This is a genomic window from Gilliamella bombi (assembly GCF_900103255.1).
Classification (GTDB): Bacteria; Pseudomonadota; Gammaproteobacteria; order Enterobacterales; family Orbaceae; genus Gilliamella; species Gilliamella bombi.
In genome coordinates this window covers 1-18,164 of sequence record NZ_FMWS01000025.1, presented here as the reverse complement: position 1 = coordinate 18,164, position 18,164 = coordinate 1, and the positions used below count along the sequence as shown (strand labels likewise).

Here is an 18,164-nt window from a genome sequence, read left to right as displayed (position 1 = left end):
TGAACAATGATAAATTATCTAATTTATCAAAAATACAGTTTGATCACTACCTCACTTTTTATTTTATGCTTATGATAAATGAAAAACTGGAACAATAAAAAAGATAGAATGTGAAATATGGAAAGATTAAATATTGATCTTATTGATATTATTAACAATGGCGGCTTTTTAAAGTGCCTGCCTGCTTTAGCGCAAGATGCTTTTTTTCGACATTGCCAAATAGAAACAATGAAATCAGCCATTTTGTACACGGCTAAAATCGGACTTTTTGATATAGAAATAGGTGTTGATAAAAAAGAACATAGTGGCTATGAACTCATTAATTTATCTGAAGATAACCATGAAGTTAGTGGTATCGCTATCCATGATACTTATGGAATAATGAAAACAAATTTTAATGCTTTATTACCAGCTAATATTATCCAACTATTGCCTGAGCATACAGTAAACCATATAGATAATATAGAACAAATTGAAATCCACTTCTGTAGTGGAAGCACTATAATTTATCAGCAAGCTGACTTATCGCCTGCGGTGATATCCAGTACATTAAAGGGCGTCATTTTTTGAATTGGAATAATGTGTGATTTGTTTATCGTCATCAATTACTATATGATTATTATTGATTATATAAGGAAAAAATAGAGATAACATTTCAAAAGAAGATCTCAAAATTTAATCAATTAAAATTGAGTTACATGAAAAAAAGAAATGTTGCCCTTGATCTGTTGCGATACCCAAAAGGTAATAAAAAATGAATTCTATCGATATTATAAAAAGCTATTTGGCAGGCTCGCTTTCTCCACAGGATTTTCAAAAAGAACTTTATTATAATAAGGATATTGAAGATCTTCTATCTGAAGAGAATCAAATTCCCCCCTATACCAGCAGATATAAAAACGCATTTTTATATCTTATTGAAATTGATATTTTATTGCCATCAGGTGAACTCGATAGTAAAGATTTACTTTCAAAGTTTCTCGCTAAAAGAAATATTAACTTCTCGTTAAATAATGAACATAAAAAAAAGTATGAGCTATTTATGAAAGTTGAGCCAAGTTGGTTAAATTTAACTGAACCATACTTTAATTTAATCATGAATAAACATCGGGATAAAGTTGGAGTTGAATTAGAAAGAGCGTTAAAATTAGAAATTAAGAAAGATTTTAAGTTTTTAAAAAATAGACCTAAATGGCTTCAATCCCCAAACTGGCCAACCGTAGATAACAAACCGTTAATTTTTATAGGTCAATTAGATATAACCCAAATTAGCCATGATATTACCTATTTATATATATTTTTAGATGAAAATAAAAATACATATATGACTTTTGAGCAATCAACATAAACCAATAACTAACAGGCAACACGGCGATATGATTTAATAATAATTCTATCGGGTTGCCATAACTAGCAAAATCTCAAGCGATATATCATGAATAAATTAAAAATTAGGCAACAAAAATTTGAAGTGAAACATTACTGGTCCCCAGATATACATGATCCTTGGCGATGGAAGCCAGAAGACAATGCAGTATTTTACTTATTAGAAATGAATATTGGTATTACAGGAAAGGATGAAACAGATATTTATTCAATTATTATTGCCACTCCAGAAGGGATAATGAATTTAAATAACGATAGAATGCAACAACCTAAATTATATAAAATGTTGTTACTATACCAATACGATTGGAATAAGGTTAGACGCACAATAGATCAGCAGCTTGCTTTGATAAATCCCACTGATGAAATACAAGCCTTGGATAAATTAGCCAGTAGTTTTTATTGGGAATATGATGGTATGAAATAACCCTAAAAAAATATGCTAATTATGAATATGTGGTGATGAGTAATTAGCACAATTTATTAAGTGATCCTTTATAGCGGTTTGAGTAAAAATAGTTCGGTTGAGACTGAGCCTAATGGGAACGTGCAAACTAAAACCAGCATTCATGTGGATTGCAAAAGTGAAGTACATAAGTATTCCATAAAATGGGAGTTTTAATATTAATGCATATTCAAAGAGAAAAGATCTTATATGCACTTCAAAAAGCATATGGCGATTTAAGCAACCCAGATTTCCATTTCGTGATGGAATCCTATAACTCCCTAAAATATAAATGTCTACTAAATGATATCCATGCTTTATTTAAAGTAGAAGATAATACTGATTTAAACTATGACGTATGTATATCGCTAAAATTTAATTATCATAATAAATCAATGTATTTATATTTATCTTTAGTATCGGCCTATGCCTTTTTATTTTATGAAAATAAAGTTATTGATTGTAATGATGATATTTATCAAATATTGCCTGAACTGATTGATATATTACATGATTATCATTTTGTGTTGTTAAACAAAAATGAGCTTTTATATACCTTTGATATAAATTCCTCGGCTTTTGGTTTCGAGGATAAAAAAGCATCAGTTTTAGCACTGTTGTTTTCATTCGGTTTATCGGTCAATTAAAAATAATAATTAAACTACATGACGACAGCTTGGAATAGTCGAAATAGGAGAAAAATAAAATGCCAGAAGTAAACAATCAGGCAATTGAAACAATCTATGGAGAAATATATGGAAGAGACGCTTTAATATTAAAAGACATCATATTTGATATGTTTCCACTGGAATTAAAGGTAGTAGCTTCTTTGTGGTTACCACATTGCCAACCCAGCAGAGGATTAGAAGGCGAGGCTTTAATCTGTTTTAAATTTAAAAATATAAAAAGTTTAACTATTACGATGATTGATGAATCAAAATATCAGTTGGTACAAAAATCTTGTTTCGATAAAGTATTTGATAAGGAACAAGATGAACATTATGTTTTAAGTACTTATGATCATATTTTTGATGTGATTGGTCAATGTGAAGTAAGCTACAAATAGTTATTAACGTTTGTAATAATTTGGAAGGAAAATTGGCTGATAATATGGTTGTACATCATAAAAACCCATTATTTCGTCAATAATAAAGATTTACACAAGTATCCTAAAAGAATATCCCTTATTTGGTACTAATTAAAAGAGGTCGGTATGAATTTATTCTGCGATAATTGTAATAAAGCATTTATAGCATCAGAGGAGCAAGACCGATTCATCTTAGTTTCTCGTGAAAAAAACATGAAATTCATTATGATACAGTGCCATTATTGTTTTATGAGTTATGCTTTTAATCCAATGCGGTTAACTAACCTAGACAATAAACAAATCCCTGTTGTTAATGGGTTAAGATGCCCTAAAGAAACATGTACGGGTATAGTATCTTATATTGAAGATATCCCTCCATTTTTTGGGTGTGGTGAATGTGGTAACGTCTGGTTAAAAAAAGAAAATTTGTATGATGATATTAAAAATATAATATCTAAGTATCCTTATAGAAAACATGCATATAATATAATAAACGGCGAATATTTACCTGTTCTAGATAAAGAAATTCCACCATGCTATGATGAGCAAGTCAGTTTAGAGTGGAATAATGAAATAAATAAAGACGATGGTTGTGATGATGGCAGAAAATAGCCAGATACAATTTATTGTAAATAATAATTGGAGATTATGAATGAAAACTATAAGAGGAATTGATAATTTGTTCCGTATTTATAAAAATTTGAATGAACCGTGGTCTTTTTTTGTAGAACCTGAATTTATAAATGAGATCAATTGCATTAAAAATGCCAATTATTACATTGCAGAGACGGAAGATGAATTTGATGAAATGGATGATTCACCTGATAAATATGATGCATGGTTAGAATATCCGATATTTCAAGCCATTATCGATAATAAACTTGAACATCATCCTAATGCTACAAAAAAAGATTTATTAGATGCTATTATTTATTACCTTGAAAATGATGATTTTTTGGATTAATCCAAAATGGGAAGGTCAAAAAAAGGTCTTTCCGTTTTTAAGCAAAAATCTGTAGTAGTAAAATTTACCGTTGTTAACCGCATTAATGTAGTCTATTTAAAACAGTTTTTATCGCTAAAGAGAAATTATGAAAAAATTTTTAGAATTACTAAATAAACAAGGTATAAAATACCTCATTGAAGACAATAAGATCACAGTTGATGGTAATTTAAATCTAAGAAATAAAGGAATTAAAGCATTACCTGAAAACTTGTTTGTTAACGGGGATTTGATTTTAACTTATACAAGAATTGAAGCACTACCTAAAAATTTTTCTGTTAGTGGTGATTTAGATTTAACAAATACAGAAATCAAAAAATTACCTGAAAATATACTTATTGGTGGCTATTTATATTTAACAAATACGGAAATCAAAGCATTACCTAAGAATTTTTCGATTAGTGGTAGTCTAAATTTAGCAAAAACAAACATAACAGCACTACCAGAAAACCTATCTGTCCAAGGTGATCTCAATTTAACAGTGACAAACATCAAAATGCTACCCGAAAACTTATCAGTTGGTGGGAATTTATACTTAGGATTTACAGAAATAGAAGCATTACCAGAACACTTTTCTATTAAAGGTGATTTGGATTTGAAATTTACCAAAATGACTAGGTTACCTGAATACTTATCCGTTGATGGTCACTTAAACATCGAATCGACAGAAATTCAAGAATTACCCGAAACTTTATCTGTTGGTCGTGGCATATATTTGGATATAGATCAAATACAGAATATAGCTTATCGTAAAACTAGCGAAGATAACTCGCAAATTATTTTTGCTTGTTGGGTTAATGGCTCATTTGCAATCCAAGCAATGGAATTTTTTGGTACACTTGCCGATTTTGAAAAAATGGTTGATGAAAACTATTCTGAAGAAAATGCGATAAAATACAAAAAAATGGCGAATGAATGTATCAAAGAGCTGAGTACAAAGCTTAATAAACCGTTACCGATAGTAAATTAAGATAAAATAAAAAACACTCTACCTTGATTAGTCCAATAAGATCGGCAAAATGACTACAATGCCGAATATTACTAAATAATGTGAACTGTCCTCATTTTAGTGGACAGTCATTTCAAATCACGCTTTCATTTTATTTTAAAATTTAACAGGTTATAAAAAAGCACGGATATCAATATACTGTATTTCAATACTCTAATTTATACAAATTTTCAACATTGACATGATAATTATTATTATCTATGCTTGCCAAACGTAGCAAAAAATATGAGGACTAATTATGAAAGTATCAGCCAAAGAAATCGAAGCTATGTCAAATAAAGGTAGCAAAGAGAGATACATTTATTCTATAAAAAGAATTGTTGATAACGAAAAAGCTTGGGTTTTGGATTATGATGGTTTTGCCTTGAGTGGCATAAATGGTGACAATAGTGAAGTTCTTATATTATGGCCAGCTCGTGAATATGCTGCAAATTGTGCTATAGATGGTTGGGAAAATTACAAACCAAAAGCATTATCTCTTGATTATATAATGGATGATTTATTGCCTAAATTATCATCAAAAGGGACTCAAGTCGGTATTTTCTCAGTTCCGGGGCTATCTAATACTCCAGTTGTTGATGCTGAAAGTTTACTGCTTGATTTAGAACACGAATGTAGTAATTATATGTAATTTTATATTGATATCAGGATAAAAATAAAATTATCACAACCTTTATTATTTATGCGAGATATAATGGAAAAGTTTTTGGAGTTATTAAACAAAAAAGGCGTAAAATACTGTATTAACGATAATAAAATCATAGTTAATAATAATTTAAATTTAACAAAAAAAGGAATTTGTGTATTACCCGATAATTTATTGATTAACGGCGATTTGATTTTAGCTTATACAAAAATTGCAGCACTACCTAAAAATTTTTCTGTTAGTGGTGATTTAGATTTAACAGATTCAGCAATTCAATTATTACCCGACAATTTATCTGTAGGTGGTAGTTTATATTTATCGTTTACACATATCAAAGAACTGCCTAACAATCTATCTATTGGCGGTGATTTATATCTAGGAAATACAGACATTCAATCATTACCAGAAAATTTATCAATTGGTGGCGATTTAGATCTTGTCTTTTCAGAGCTCAAAGAATTACCTGATAACCTATCGATTGGTGGTAATTTAAATCTAGAAAATTCAGAAATTGAAATACTACCAAGAAATTTATCAGTTGGTGGGGATTTATATTTAATCAATAGTCAGATCAACAAATTATCTGAAAACTTATTTGTTGGTGGCGATCTAGATTTAGCCTATACAAATATTCAATCATTACCTGAAGGCTTAACAGTCGGTGGTGATTTAGATTTAAGAAATACAAACATCAAACAACTACCCGAAAAATTTTCTGTTAGTGGTTATTTAAATTTAAGAAATACAAAAATCCAAACATTACCAGAACATTTATCTGTAGGCGGGTATTTAAGTCTAGCGAATACAGAAATTCAAGCATTGCCTAAAAATTTATTTGTTGGTGAACATTTAAATATACAGTCAACCAAAATCACATCATTACCCGAAAACTTATCTGTTGGTCGTGGCATACATTTGGATATAGCTCAAATACAGAATATAGCTTATCGTAAAACTGGCGAAGATGACTCACAAACTATTTTTGCTTGTTGGGCTAATGGAGCATTTGCAATTCAAGCAACGAACTTTTTTGGTACACTTGCAGATTTTGAAAAAATGGTGGATGAAAACTATTCTGAAGAAAATGCGATACAATATAAAAAAATGGCGAATGAATGTATCAAAGAGTTAACTATAAAGCTTAATAAACCGTCACTGAGAGTAAATTAAGATAAGTTAAAAAAGCAAATCTTCTTAATTGACTCAATGATATCGCCAGATAAAGTAATATTATACCAATCACATTCTTCTATATGATTAGGTAATAAGCGCTTTAGATATTTACGATAATATTGTTGATTTAAAGCAATCTATTGTTTAAAACAAACTAAGCTGCTAAAAAATGAATATACAACATATAGAAACAGCTGATTGCAATATCTTGGATACTAAAATATTTTCTCATAAAATTAAGATATATTTTGCATCAGTTTACCAATTAGAGACAAAACAACACATAACTAATGTTTGTTTATCGATTTTTAATTGGTCATTTTTTGAAGCAAATGTTTTTATCGTTAATCATTTGAATAATCGCTTTGAACAGAAAACGTTATTCAAACATGAATTAGAGTTTTTTGAATATATTCAGAAAATATCGCTTGAACAAAATAATTTTATATTACAAGGATACAGTAAAAAATCTGGGAACTGGCTAGAGTATCGTTTCATAGATAGTGATTTTTGCTTGACCATGTTTTAACAAAAATATAGCTGCGCATGTAATAACTATGCAACCGTTTTTGTAATGCTATAAGCATTGATAAAAAAATAAATTAATTGTCTGACAAAAAGCTTAAGTGATCTATGGAATATAGGCTGTTATTTCTAGTGTCATAACACGTTTATTTGGGTGTCAATGTAAAAGTACATAATCATGAAATCAAAAGATCAGCGCTTCCTATTCTTAATTGAAAATAAACCCCCCCCTTGGGGCGACTGGGGCGATATACTTTGGACAGGGTTAACACCTTGGGATGAAAATAAGCAGTCTATTGCTATCGAACGTACCGGACCTTTTACTCCAAAAGCTTATTTTTCAAGTAATAACTTTATTTTTACAAAAGAAATAAAGGAACTAATCGAAAATTCCTCATTAAAAGGCATTAAATTTTTGTATGAAATAGAAAAAAAGAAAATTATTAATCTTGATTGGACAAAATGGGATGTGAATAAAGATATAACTGATTATTTAGATGATCTATATGAACCAGTGGATTTAATTTTTGATGGCATTAATGATGTAAAATTAAATCAGGATATGCCAGATTATTACTTGTCTAGTATAGAAAGCCAAATTCATTTAAACAAAAATAAACTTATCGATATGCAAAACCCTTCGGAATATATTACTTTTGTTGGCAACGAACTTGATGATTCTGATTTTTTTATGGGAATTGAAATACTAGGCTGTTTTATTAGTGCAAGAGCCAAAAATTGGCTAGAAAAATATTGCCCTAACTGTTTTGACTACTATTTAATTAAACCTGACTAATAGTGGAAATATTCTAACTTAATTGCTTAATCTAAATAAAAGATAATCATATAATTTTTCTGCTAAAAAATTAGCATGCTCACTTTTTACGATTAAATTAAAAAAATAGTATTGGTTATACGAATCTTCAATTATAGGATCGGAAAGCATACAAAATTCGATGTAAGCTAAATATAATTTTTTTATATCATCAGAAATTTCTTCTAAAGAGATATGATAATTGCTTATATCATAAAAGATATTAGTGAATTTATGATTAATAATACTTAACTCTATAAAAGGAGCTTTATTTTTCTCACAAAATTCCCAATGAAGCGATTTTGTTTTATCATTTCTATAAATAAATTTCATTAAGGATCCCATCCTAGATTTTTTGAATTTGTTATTTAAAGGGTAAGGTTGATTCTGTCTCCGAATTCTAATAAACCGATTTATAGAAAATATTTCTTTATTTAAATCAGAAGAAGAATAGCTTATTACATTTACATACGCACTTGTATCATTTTATGCAATGTGGGTGATTTGATGTAAATACTTATATCTTGATAATTGCTACATCTATTCTTTTTGATGTTAGTATACAGCCAAATCAGAATGACAAAAACCTGTTACAAAATCCATTAATTCTAAAATAATATCTTCACTATTAGGATATGTTAAGTTTTGCAAGCACACATACATACAATTTTTGGACATGCCTTTGTTTTTAAAATAAACAAGTGATTTTCTAATGTCTAACAGGTCCTGTTTTTCAGATATTTTTTGTGTGATACAAGCTATAAATTCTTGTTGATAAAGCATGTTATTTTTCTTTTTTCTTCTTTTATACATTAATAATTACAGTTGCTGAACTATCTGAGAAAATATCGTTAATATATTTAATTAACAACGTGTTATCTAGTTCATTAAATTCAATAATAATTTTTTTAGCCTGTATTTGCTCGGTTTTATGTTTATTTATCTCTATGGTAAGTGTATTTTTTTTCAAAACGATACTTTTAACTGCTTTAGCTACTTCGATTTCGGTTAGATGAGTTTGAATACCTATTGATTCATCTACATCACCTTCATCTTCATCAAATCTAGATAATATTAAGTAATTGTTGGGAAATATTAGATCGTTGCTGATACCAATAATTAATACTTGATCTTCGGTATAACAGTTAATATTTGTTGCCAAGAATTTTATTTCATTATTTATCATATTATTAATATTCTGATTTTCTTAAATATCATTTTTCTTGGTAAGATTTATGTCAATTATAGTATTTATAAAATTTTGCTATTACTAATAAAGTGAGTTTAAACAAACCTAACAATTTAATATAACTTTATCTAATACCTTCTTGGTAATGATAGTGCTCAAGCATTTGTGCACTATTTTGTATACACCAATCATAACCACCAATATCTATCGGCATTTTAGTCAAAACGCCTGTTAATTTGTTAAGCTTTACCCAGTTATCTGCTTTTTCAAGGGACGAAAACACCGCAGATACCATTGAAATATTGTCTCTCTTAAAAACCCAAACCCAACTATATTCTTTCATACTATTTCACCTGTAATTCTTCTTTGTATTTTTCATGCTAATAATAAAAATGTTATAAACAATAATTTATGGGAACTGCTTGTATTGTTTATAATATTTTCTCAAATTACTGTAAACAATACGAGCAATTTCTATATTTTTTATTTGTACTGGAAGTTATTGTTTAGAGAGTTCAATTCAATAGAAGGATCATATTATTTTGTTAATGAATGATATCTTTGAGGTAATACGCTAATTTTTCCAGTCCCCAATAATACAAGACTAAATGCACTCAAAGCCATAAAAGCAGGATATTCCCAACCTCCACCTGTATTGCTAAATGATCAGCCATTTGTTGAATGAATAAAACTTATAACAATCATCTGAATAACAGTGAGTGAGCTGATTATACGAGTTAGAATTCCTAAAAGTAATAAAGCGCCACCAGCAATTTCAAAAGCAATTGTTAAATAACCAACAAATCCTGTAAATCCAATAGATTCAAAGTATTGAGCTGTACCAGAGGGGGTTAAAACAAGAAGTTTAGTTAACCCATGCGCCAAAAACATAATACCTAACGCTATACGTAATAAAAGTGATGCAATGTTGTTTAATCGATGTTTTAGTCGATGAGCTTAAAAATCATCCAAGATATGTTTGTTAAAAAATTGATCGTTTGGTATTTTAAATACTCTACAATATAAATATAATGTATACAAAACCGTACCCAATTAGGCTTGTGCTATTTAGGTAATAGAAGATGAATTTAATAAGGAATATAAAATGGGGTTATTTTCTCGCTTGTTTAGGCGTGGTGATAATGAAATCCAGCAATCAGATGACATCTTTGTGCCAAATTCTTCTATTGAAAATCCTTTATCTTTGATCGTTCTATTCAATGGCAAACTCTCTTTTAATCAACATAAATTATTAAAAACATTACGCAAAATTGATTCATCAATGAAAAATATTAGTTTGCAATCATCAATTGAGCAAATAGCTGATGGAGCTGATATACATGCAGTCTTTGGTAAGCACATTATTAAAATCGTTGGCTTTAATTCCCCTTGTTCTGCCGAAATTTTAGAACCTTGTATTGAAAGTAGTCAAAAAAGGCAAGATTTTAGACAACAAGTTTATCATCATCAAAGCCATATAATGTTGTACTATGTTGGCTTTGAAGAGGATTTAGTTGAACAATATGTTGCTCTAACACAGTTTGCTGTTGGATTTGAACATAGTGATATGTGCGCTCTTATTAATGCAAAAGCTCATCAAATTTTAGCAACTCATGTTGCCAGTGCACTGGCAACCGAACAAAAAGGCGTGTATTTGTTACGTAATTGTTTACCTTTATTTTTTATTGGATTTGAGGAATTTAATGTTGACCATTTTGATGGCATATGGATGCGTACTTATGGTGCCGATGCTTTTGGTTTTCCTGATTTTGCTATATTAGCTAATAGTTATGAAGATGGAGAAAAATATATGAACATGTTCAATAATTTATTGCTTTCTTTGCGGGATAGTGGGGCAATGATACGTGCAGGTCATACTACTGAAGATACTGAGGGCAAAAAAATGTTATTGCGTAATCCATTGGTACAAGAATCTTTTTTACAAAATGGTGGAATGGTATTGGTGATGGAATACTTTGTTGAGTAATCTTTAGTATAAATCAGATTTATTAATATAATGGTTAGTATCCTTATTGATAATAATAGATTTTAGAAAAACTTAATATTAAGGAATAGTAAATGAATATTTTTTCACGCCTATTTGGCAAAAAAACACAGCAACAACAAGCAAGCGGGAATCTGGTTGAAAATCCAGAGATTAAAGAACCGTTAGCATTAGGAGTCGTTTTTAAAGGACAATTTTGTTTTGATGAAAATAATTTATTAAATAAATTACGTAATATAGATTCTTCTATGAAAGATATCCAATGCCAACAGCCATTGGGGCAGTTAGATGATGGATGCTATATCTTAGTTGGTTGGGGAAAACACGTGATTAAGCTATTCGGTATCAATGCTCCATATCCTGCAGAGGTATTAGAAACTTGTATTGCACCTGCACATTATAATCAGGATATCAAAGCGCAAATTCGCAATAATGATAGCCATTTAATTTTATATTATGTTGGGTATGAGCAAGATGTACTTGAGCAATACCTTGCTTTAACCCGTTTAGCAGCTGGTTTGGAGGAGTTTAATGCTTTAGCTGTGATTAACGGAAATGGACATACTTCGCTACCGATAAATACTATTCGCAAATTGGTTACAGATAAAGATGGAATTGATAGTTTACGCTATTGCTTACCCTCGTTCTTTTGTGGATTTGTGAAATATGAGGTAGAGGGTGTTAAAGGGGTATGGATGCGTACTTATGGTGCGGATATTTTTGGCTTGCCTGATTTTGCTGTATTAGCCAATAGCCATGATGAGGGGGAATATTATTTTGAAATGTTTGGCAATATCCTACAGTATTTGCGTGATAGCGGTGCAACAATGAGGCCAGGCGATACCATGGAGGTGGGTGATGATAAAATGATGTCATTACGCGCTCCACAAGATGATGAATACTTTTTGAAAGATCAAGGTCATGTTTTGGTGGTTGAAATAAATAGCAATAATGCAACTGCATAAATACTTAACTTGCCAGCAAAATTAATCTAATAAAATAAACGTCTATTTTTAAATAGTGCGTTTATTTTTTTATATTCATTTTATCACTTAATTTATTGCTTAATTTACTTATTGATAGTGCTAACCCATTATCAAAAATTTATTTTTTCATTGTGAGTACAATATCGCCAGAATTCAGCCTTACCTTTTCGCCATTATATTGGTACTCAGACCACAGTGAAGGGTTATCCGATTCACAGTCATTAATGATTCGATATTCACTATAACCTGTATTACAGCCCAAGATAGGTATAATCTCACCAACAGTTCTGTCGATATCATGTTCAGACAAGTAGGTAATTAATTTTTTGACTAATTCTAGTTTGTGTTTTAACTCTGAATTATCTTTATATGATGATTCAATAAAATCAATAATATCTAACATTTATAACCTTTATAAAAATGTAAAACCAAAAAAATGATTTGGGTCAAAAAGTAAATTACCGCAGTCTTGACCATTGACGTAACTTATACTCATTGAGGAGAAGGGTATTGATGAGTATGTTATATCGGTGATAATTACAGCCTGCTCAGTTTTGAATAATTGTGAATAAATTGACATCAATGAAAAATGGTCATCATCATCTAAAGTAAACCATGCTTTAATTTCTGTTAATTCATTATATTGTATAATACCTGCTTCACTGAGATATAACTCAAAAATAACTTCATCAATAATAAAATATAATCTGTCATAAAATGGGTGAAAAATCGGTAGGGTAGCATAATCAATATAGCCAGCGATCATTACATCCTTTAGTTCACCAAGCATTAATCTATCAAAAAACCCCTGCATGATTAATCCTTTTATTACTTTGTACAATTAACTTAAAAAATGATTTTAACGATTCTGTTGTAATCAGCATATCAAGCTACTTCGAGCATCATCCAAAAGGCATCTATTATTTGATAAATAAAACTCACCGATTTCTTGCACATCTTTATCGTTACTTTGTAAAGCTAAAATAGCCAATTTTTTTGATAACTTCTGGCTAAATGAATTGAATAAATACATCAATATACCAAATGTTTCATAATTCTGTTGCCCTAAAATAGGTATAATATAATTCCAAAGATGTTTTTCTAGCCACTGTGTATTGATACTTAAAATAATCTCTTGGCATAATTTTGTATTGCCATCTAAATATTGCATAATGTTGATAATTTCAGGTAATAAGCTTATTTTGATTGCTTCTGGAAATTGTTTGATCAAGTGTAATAACAAGGGATCAAACTTTTGGGTTAAATGTGTTTTAATTAATTCAACGGCTTTAGGCTGATTAGCTAATAAATAGAGTTTATTTAATAAATTATCCTGTAGATTAATGCAGTCGATTAAAAGTTGATTTATATCATTGAATGAGTGCATATTTTGGGTTACCTGTTTTATCTATAATGCTGCTTAAGGTTTTATTTGGCAAAACCATATCCAATTATCATGATGAAAATAAAATGCAATATTGTTATCAGAGCAGATAAGTAGGCTATCATCATGAATATTATCTAGACAATGGGTTGATATTTCCATCCCATTGGTATAGGCATCATAATAATATCCTGATTTAATGGTATAGTGTTTTATAATTTGAGCAAATTTTTCAAAAGCATTGTTATCGATTCTTACACAATGGTGATTCAAATGTTTATCAAGATATTTGATATTATTGGCAAATTTCTGCCACTTTCCATTAATGAGAAAGTGATATCGTTGTTTTTTATCTTTCTTTATAAAGTTGTTTATAAAAAAATTTAGATGATTCATAGTATATTGAATATCAAGTTATGATTTGACCTTTATATATTGCCATTTTATCTTAAAAAATACCTTTTAATTGCTTTTTTGATATTTTGATCTGTTTAGCGATGATTTCTACGTAGAATGAATCACTTTGAATAATGTAATGCCAATAGTCACCGCGATCATATTGTTGCCAATTAGGGAAATGAGTTTGTCGTTCATTGACTAATTGCTCAAGCCATGATGATTCAGGAACAACCCAATAACAAGAATTAACATCATCGCTATCACAATGACTGTAATAAGCACACTGTTTGTTTCGCTCAAAATGCATTGCCCAAACATTAGAAAACTGAAATATACCCGTAAATTTAGAATACTTGGCAGGTTTATACCATATTTTACAATAGGCGGTTAAAGCATCGCCTTTGGATTTTATGACAATGTCATCGTTGGGCGCTTGCCAAAAAGGAAGTTCAATGGGATAGGCATGATCTTTGGTTTGTGAGTGTTGATAGATAATACTATGATTGGTTAAGGTTGTTTGAATATGCTTTTCAACGTGGTAATTAGGAGATTTATCCTCTGTAATCATGAATGTAAGAATATAAGATGGATTAAGGACGATGTCAAAAGTACGATCAATTTTGTCATGAATTATTATAGTAAAATCATCTAACTTAGCTTTAGCAATACCACTATCATTTTTATAAGTAAATGTACAGTTAAAGGCTTTCGTAAGTTTGGCTAATAGTCGTTCAAATGAGCAATTCTCATCAATTAACAACCTTAACCATTTTGGGGGAGTGTTCATCTGTTCCTGCTTAGTACTATTACTTTGCGATTAATTTAAGCCTAAACTGGTAAAAATATTTGCCAGTTTATCAATAATATTTATCAATTTTAATCTTTTTGAGAAGGAATTGTTAGACTAATCTCATTTTTTATTATCTAAATAGTATTATTAAACAATTATTTCAAATCGAAGATAATTTTGAAAGTGGTTGGTGGTTTTGCTATTTACTTATTTGTTAAAGCTTTTATGCATATTTTTACATAGGATTAGGGTTTCTGTTAAATTTAAATTGCCATATAACAAATATGCGTAGATATTAATAATATAATGTTTCAATCAGAATAAAGTTTAACGAATTTCACTTCTCTTAAAAAAATAACAGCGCGATACATTAGTTGCGCTGTTATTGCTTATATTATTGTTAGTGTCGTTGAATTGATTTAAATCTTTCTGTCGTTTGTTTTAGTGCAATTTCTGTTGGTAAACGTTCCATTGAACTTGCTCCATAAAATCCATTACATTCAGGGCAATTTTTTAAAATATATTCAGCATCTTCAGGGGTAGCAATAGGACCACCATGACATAAAATAATAATGTCTGGGCGAATTGCTTTAGCCGCTTTTGCCCATTGATTGATTAGTAGCACACAGTCAGCTAGTTTTAATGCTGTTTCTGCACCAATACTCCCCCCCGTCGTTAGTCCCATATGAGGTACTAAAATATCTGCACCCGCTTTAGCCATATCGATCGCATTTTGTTCACTAAATACATAAGGTGTTGTAAGTAGATCTTTTTCATGTGCTTTGCGGATCATTTCGACTTCTAAAGCGTATCCCATTCCTGTTTCTTCTAGGTTTGCTCTGAAGTTGCCATCAATGAGTCCAACAGTTGGAAAGTTTTGCACGCCAGCAAATCCCGTTTCTTTTAATTTATCTAAAAATTGGTCAAATTGACAAAATGGATCTGTGCCATTTACACCCGCTAGTACTGGCGTATTTTTAACTACTGGTAATACTTCTTTAGCCATATCCATTACAATTTCGTTAGCATTGCCATAAGCAAGTAATCCTGCTAATGAACCTCTACCTGCCATACGGTAACGCCCTGAATTATAGATAACAATAAGATCGATACCACCAGCTTCTTCACATTTTGCTGATAATCCTGTACCAGCTCCACCACCAATAATTGGTTGACCTTTAGCTATCATGTCGTGGAATTTTTTTAACAATTGAGTGCGTTGACTACCCATAATATTCTCCAAATATTTATTTCATTATTTTTGTAAATTCATTGATGATAAGATCACAAAACTGCGGTGAGTTTATATGATAAGGGGTTTTTATTAACTTTCTTTTTTGAGTTTGAATAAAGGTTTTTTCAAATTCATCAATAAATGCTTGATTTGCTTTTGGTGACCAAAAAGCACCACCTTCAATATCTAAAGCAGAAAAACCACCTTCAGGAATAATAAAAGTGACATAACCTTGGCATTGATTAAGTTTATTTGCTATCCAATTAGCCATTTTTTGATTTTCTTCTGGCGTTGTTCGCATTAATGTCACTTGTGGATTATGTGGATAAAATAGGCGATCTTGATATTTTTGAGGAATAGTATCAGGGCTTGCAAAATTTACCATATCAAGTGCACCACACGATCCAATATAAGGTACTTGGCTTCTTGCAATGGCACCAAAACGATCTTCATCGCAGGCTAAAACACCGCCAAATAAATAATCACATACTTCCGTTGTTGTAATATCAAGCACACCGTGCAATAAATGGCTATCAGCTAGTTTTTCCATTGCTTTGCCACCACTGCCTGTTGCATGAAAAACCAAACAATCATATTGCCCGTTTAATTTAGTTGATACAGATTGAACACATTTAGTTGTGACACCAAACATAGTTAAACCAATTGCAGGCTTATCTTCAATCGTATCTTGGGTTTTAAATAGAATTGAGCCAGCAATAAAATTAGCTGCATTGGTTAAAACTTTCCTAGATATGACATTAATTCCAGCAATATCAGTAACTGAATACATCATTGCAATATCACTTGCACCGATATAACCAGAAATATCACCAGATGCCATTGTTGATACCATTAGTTTAGGAATTCCTACAGCTAATGATTGCATGGCTGGAGTAATTAATGCAGTTCCTCCTGAACCACCTAAACCTAGTATGGCTTCTACATCGTTTTGAGTCATCAGAAACAATTTGAAAGCTTCGGCCATTGCAACAATTGCTTTACCTCTATCGCCACAAAAAACAGCCTGTTTACCGTCTGGATGGTAACTAGCGACGGTTTCTGCTGTGATAGTTGCTAAATGATTAAATTGATGAGATTGTGTAGAAACATCAATAATTTTGCAGTTGAGATTTTTTAAATCAAGAATATTTTTAATATAAACGATTTCTTGCCCTTTGGTGTCTAATGTAGTAACCAAATAAATTGTACTAGTTGATGCCATTTATTACTCCTAAATGAGTTAATTAGGTAAATATTTGTAACAAAAGGGTGATTAATTGTCATACATTATATATCAAAAATGAGATTTAAGTCTCATTTTTTTAGGAAATGATAAATTTTAACTAATTTATTAAAATGCAGTATCATATTTAAAATTACGATAAATATAAATATATTCCTAATGACTGAGAAAACTTTAGTATCGCACCCAACATATGTTGGCGTAAAAAAACGGACTTATGAGCGTTTAATTAATACTGCATTAGAAGCATTAGAACAAGGCTGTGAGCTTACCATAACTGAACTTGCTGATAAATCGGGTATATCTAGAGCAACAGCATACCGCTATTTTCCAACACAAAGTGCTCTAATTACAGCTGTGGTAGAAAGTTCATTAGAACCTATTTTTAGTTGGCAATCAAAAAAACAAAATGCAGAAGAACGTATTAATGATTTTTTAGCTTTTGCTTTTCCTCAAATGCTAAAGCATGAAGGGGCGCTACGTGCAGCATTAAGGGTTTCATTACAACAGTGGGCAACAGAACGGTCATCATTATCACCACAAACCGAAAAATTGGTACGAGGTAATCGTAAAGAAACTCTTACAACAATATTATCCCCACTCAAAGCTGAACTACCAAATGAGCTTTATGATAAAGTAGTTTATGCTATTTCAATTATTTACGGTTCTGAAATATTTATGGTACTCAAGGATATCTGGGGACTTGATGATCAAAATGTAATATCACTATCGCAATGGATAGCTAAAGCCATCATTCATCAAGCCAAACAAGAAGCATCGAAAATTTGATTGGAGCTCAAAAAGTCTGTTATTTAATTTTACTTGGATTCAAACATGAAGTGCAAT

The 18,164-nt window shown here is 30.4% G+C and carries 25 protein-coding genes and 1 pseudogene; 15 read left to right on the top strand and 11 right to left on the bottom strand.

The window, feature by feature from the left end:
- The first annotated feature begins 117 nt into the window (after positions 1–117).
- The 12 genes from B9N71_RS05855 (at position 118) to B9N71_RS05800 (ending at position 8,070) form a co-directional block, all read left to right on the top strand.
- On the top strand, positions 118–570 hold the full coding sequence (locus B9N71_RS05855) for a hypothetical protein (protein ID WP_085164766.1): 453 nt from the start codon (positions 118–120) through the stop codon (positions 568–570).
- 184 nt (positions 571–754) lie between these two features.
- The gene (locus tag B9N71_RS05850) at positions 755–1,348 is read left to right on the top strand and encodes a hypothetical protein (protein ID WP_085164764.1); all 594 of its coding nucleotides are present in this window, start codon (positions 755–757) and stop codon (positions 1,346–1,348) included.
- An 87-nt stretch (positions 1,349–1,435) separates the two neighbouring features.
- Positions 1,436–1,813, top strand: a complete 378-nt coding sequence (locus B9N71_RS05845; protein ID WP_085164763.1) for an Imm8 family immunity protein — start codon at positions 1,436–1,438, stop codon at positions 1,811–1,813.
- A gap of 200 nt (positions 1,814–2,013) precedes the next feature.
- Entirely contained in the window at positions 2,014–2,478 is a 465-nt protein-coding gene (locus B9N71_RS05840; RefSeq protein WP_143422057.1) for a hypothetical protein, read from the top strand.
- A 59-nt stretch (positions 2,479–2,537) separates the two neighbouring features.
- Entirely contained in the window at positions 2,538–2,897 is a 360-nt protein-coding gene (locus tag B9N71_RS05835) for a hypothetical protein (protein ID WP_065638937.1), read from the top strand.
- Positions 2,898–3,044: 147 nt separating this feature from the next.
- Positions 3,045–3,530 (top strand): hypothetical protein, encoded by a 486-nt coding sequence (locus B9N71_RS05830; protein WP_085164761.1) that lies wholly within the window; start codon positions 3,045–3,047, stop codon positions 3,528–3,530.
- Between the two features lie 40 nt (positions 3,531–3,570).
- Positions 3,571–3,882, top strand: coding sequence for a DUF7716 domain-containing protein (locus B9N71_RS05825; protein WP_085164759.1), 312 nt, complete (start codon positions 3,571–3,573; stop codon positions 3,880–3,882).
- A 127-nt stretch (positions 3,883–4,009) separates the two neighbouring features.
- Positions 4,010–4,891, top strand: coding sequence for a hypothetical protein (locus tag B9N71_RS05820; RefSeq protein WP_085164756.1), 882 nt, complete (start codon positions 4,010–4,012; stop codon positions 4,889–4,891).
- 277 nt (positions 4,892–5,168) lie between these two features.
- A complete protein-coding gene (locus B9N71_RS05815; RefSeq protein WP_085164754.1) occupies positions 5,169–5,561 on the top strand; it encodes a DUF2750 domain-containing protein in 393 nt (130 codons plus the stop codon).
- Positions 5,562–5,624: 63 nt separating this feature from the next.
- Positions 5,625–6,746, top strand: coding sequence for a leucine-rich repeat domain-containing protein (locus tag B9N71_RS05810; protein WP_085164749.1), 1,122 nt, complete (start codon positions 5,625–5,627; stop codon positions 6,744–6,746).
- A gap of 172 nt (positions 6,747–6,918) precedes the next feature.
- Positions 6,919–7,278 (top strand): hypothetical protein, encoded by a 360-nt coding sequence (locus tag B9N71_RS05805; RefSeq protein WP_085164747.1) that lies wholly within the window; start codon positions 6,919–6,921, stop codon positions 7,276–7,278.
- A 174-nt stretch (positions 7,279–7,452) separates the two neighbouring features.
- The gene (locus B9N71_RS05800) at positions 7,453–8,070 is read left to right on the top strand and encodes a hypothetical protein (RefSeq protein ID WP_085164745.1); all 618 of its coding nucleotides are present in this window, start codon (positions 7,453–7,455) and stop codon (positions 8,068–8,070) included.
- 18 nt (positions 8,071–8,088) lie between these two features.
- On the opposite strand, the gene B9N71_RS05795 is transcribed toward B9N71_RS05800, so the two are convergent.
- The 5 genes and pseudogenes from B9N71_RS05795 to B9N71_RS13240 form a co-directional block, all read right to left on the bottom strand.
- Positions 8,089–8,421, bottom strand: a complete 333-nt coding sequence (locus tag B9N71_RS05795; protein ID WP_085164743.1) for a hypothetical protein — start codon at positions 8,419–8,421, stop codon at positions 8,089–8,091.
- Between the two features lie 222 nt (positions 8,422–8,643).
- Positions 8,644–8,871, bottom strand: a complete 228-nt coding sequence (locus B9N71_RS05790; RefSeq protein ID WP_065589828.1) for a hypothetical protein — start codon at positions 8,869–8,871, stop codon at positions 8,644–8,646.
- A 22-nt stretch (positions 8,872–8,893) separates the two neighbouring features.
- The gene (locus B9N71_RS05785) at positions 8,894–9,250 is read right to left on the bottom strand and encodes an Imm10 family immunity protein (RefSeq protein WP_065589780.1); all 357 of its coding nucleotides are present in this window, start codon (positions 9,248–9,250) and stop codon (positions 8,894–8,896) included.
- A 151-nt stretch (positions 9,251–9,401) separates the two neighbouring features.
- The gene (locus tag B9N71_RS05780; RefSeq protein WP_065589781.1) at positions 9,402–9,620 is read right to left on the bottom strand and encodes a DUF7710 domain-containing protein; all 219 of its coding nucleotides are present in this window, start codon (positions 9,618–9,620) and stop codon (positions 9,402–9,404) included.
- 194 nt (positions 9,621–9,814) lie between these two features.
- Positions 9,815–10,204 (bottom strand): annotated as a pseudogene (locus tag B9N71_RS13240) (DoxX family protein).
- 178 nt (positions 10,205–10,382) lie between these two features.
- On the opposite strand from B9N71_RS13240, the gene B9N71_RS05770 reads away from it, so the two are divergent.
- Together B9N71_RS05770 and B9N71_RS05765 are read left to right on the top strand one after the other, a co-directional pair.
- Positions 10,383–11,264: a DUF4261 domain-containing protein gene (locus tag B9N71_RS05770; RefSeq protein WP_085164741.1), complete on the top strand. Its 882-nt coding sequence runs from the start codon at positions 10,383–10,385 to the stop codon at positions 11,262–11,264.
- Between the two features lie 92 nt (positions 11,265–11,356).
- Entirely contained in the window at positions 11,357–12,247 is an 891-nt protein-coding gene (locus B9N71_RS05765) for a DUF4261 domain-containing protein (RefSeq protein WP_085164739.1), read from the top strand.
- Positions 12,248–12,386: 139 nt separating this feature from the next.
- On the opposite strand, the gene B9N71_RS05760 is transcribed toward B9N71_RS05765, so the two are convergent.
- The 6 genes from B9N71_RS05760 to B9N71_RS05730 form a co-directional block, all read right to left on the bottom strand.
- Positions 12,387–12,671 carry a hypothetical protein gene (locus B9N71_RS05760; RefSeq protein ID WP_065589784.1) on the bottom strand — a complete coding sequence of 95 codons (285 nt, stop codon included), beginning with the start codon at positions 12,669–12,671 and terminating at the stop codon, positions 12,387–12,389.
- A gap of 9 nt (positions 12,672–12,680) precedes the next feature.
- Positions 12,681–13,082 (bottom strand): hypothetical protein, encoded by a 402-nt coding sequence (locus B9N71_RS05755; RefSeq protein ID WP_085164737.1) that lies wholly within the window; start codon positions 13,080–13,082, stop codon positions 12,681–12,683.
- Positions 13,083–13,145: 63 nt separating this feature from the next.
- Positions 13,146–13,655: a hypothetical protein gene (locus tag B9N71_RS05750; protein WP_085164735.1), complete on the bottom strand. Its 510-nt coding sequence runs from the start codon at positions 13,653–13,655 to the stop codon at positions 13,146–13,148.
- Positions 13,656–14,100: 445 nt separating this feature from the next.
- Positions 14,101–14,838, bottom strand: coding sequence for a hypothetical protein (locus B9N71_RS13235; RefSeq protein ID WP_208610445.1), 738 nt, complete (start codon positions 14,836–14,838; stop codon positions 14,101–14,103).
- Between the two features lie 403 nt (positions 14,839–15,241).
- Positions 15,242–16,072, bottom strand: a complete 831-nt coding sequence (locus B9N71_RS05735; protein ID WP_085164731.1) for a phosphoenolpyruvate hydrolase family protein — start codon at positions 16,070–16,072, stop codon at positions 15,242–15,244.
- Between the two features lie 16 nt (positions 16,073–16,088).
- Positions 16,089–17,297 carry a Tm-1-like ATP-binding domain-containing protein gene (locus B9N71_RS05730; protein ID WP_085164729.1) on the bottom strand — a complete coding sequence of 403 codons (1,209 nt, stop codon included), beginning with the start codon at positions 17,295–17,297 and terminating at the stop codon, positions 16,089–16,091.
- Positions 17,298–17,477: 180 nt separating this feature from the next.
- Between B9N71_RS05730 and B9N71_RS05725 the strand changes: the two genes are divergently transcribed.
- A complete protein-coding gene (locus tag B9N71_RS05725) occupies positions 17,478–18,107 on the top strand; it encodes a TetR/AcrR family transcriptional regulator (RefSeq protein WP_085164727.1) in 630 nt (209 codons plus the stop codon).
- Positions 18,108–18,164 lie beyond the last annotated feature (57 nt).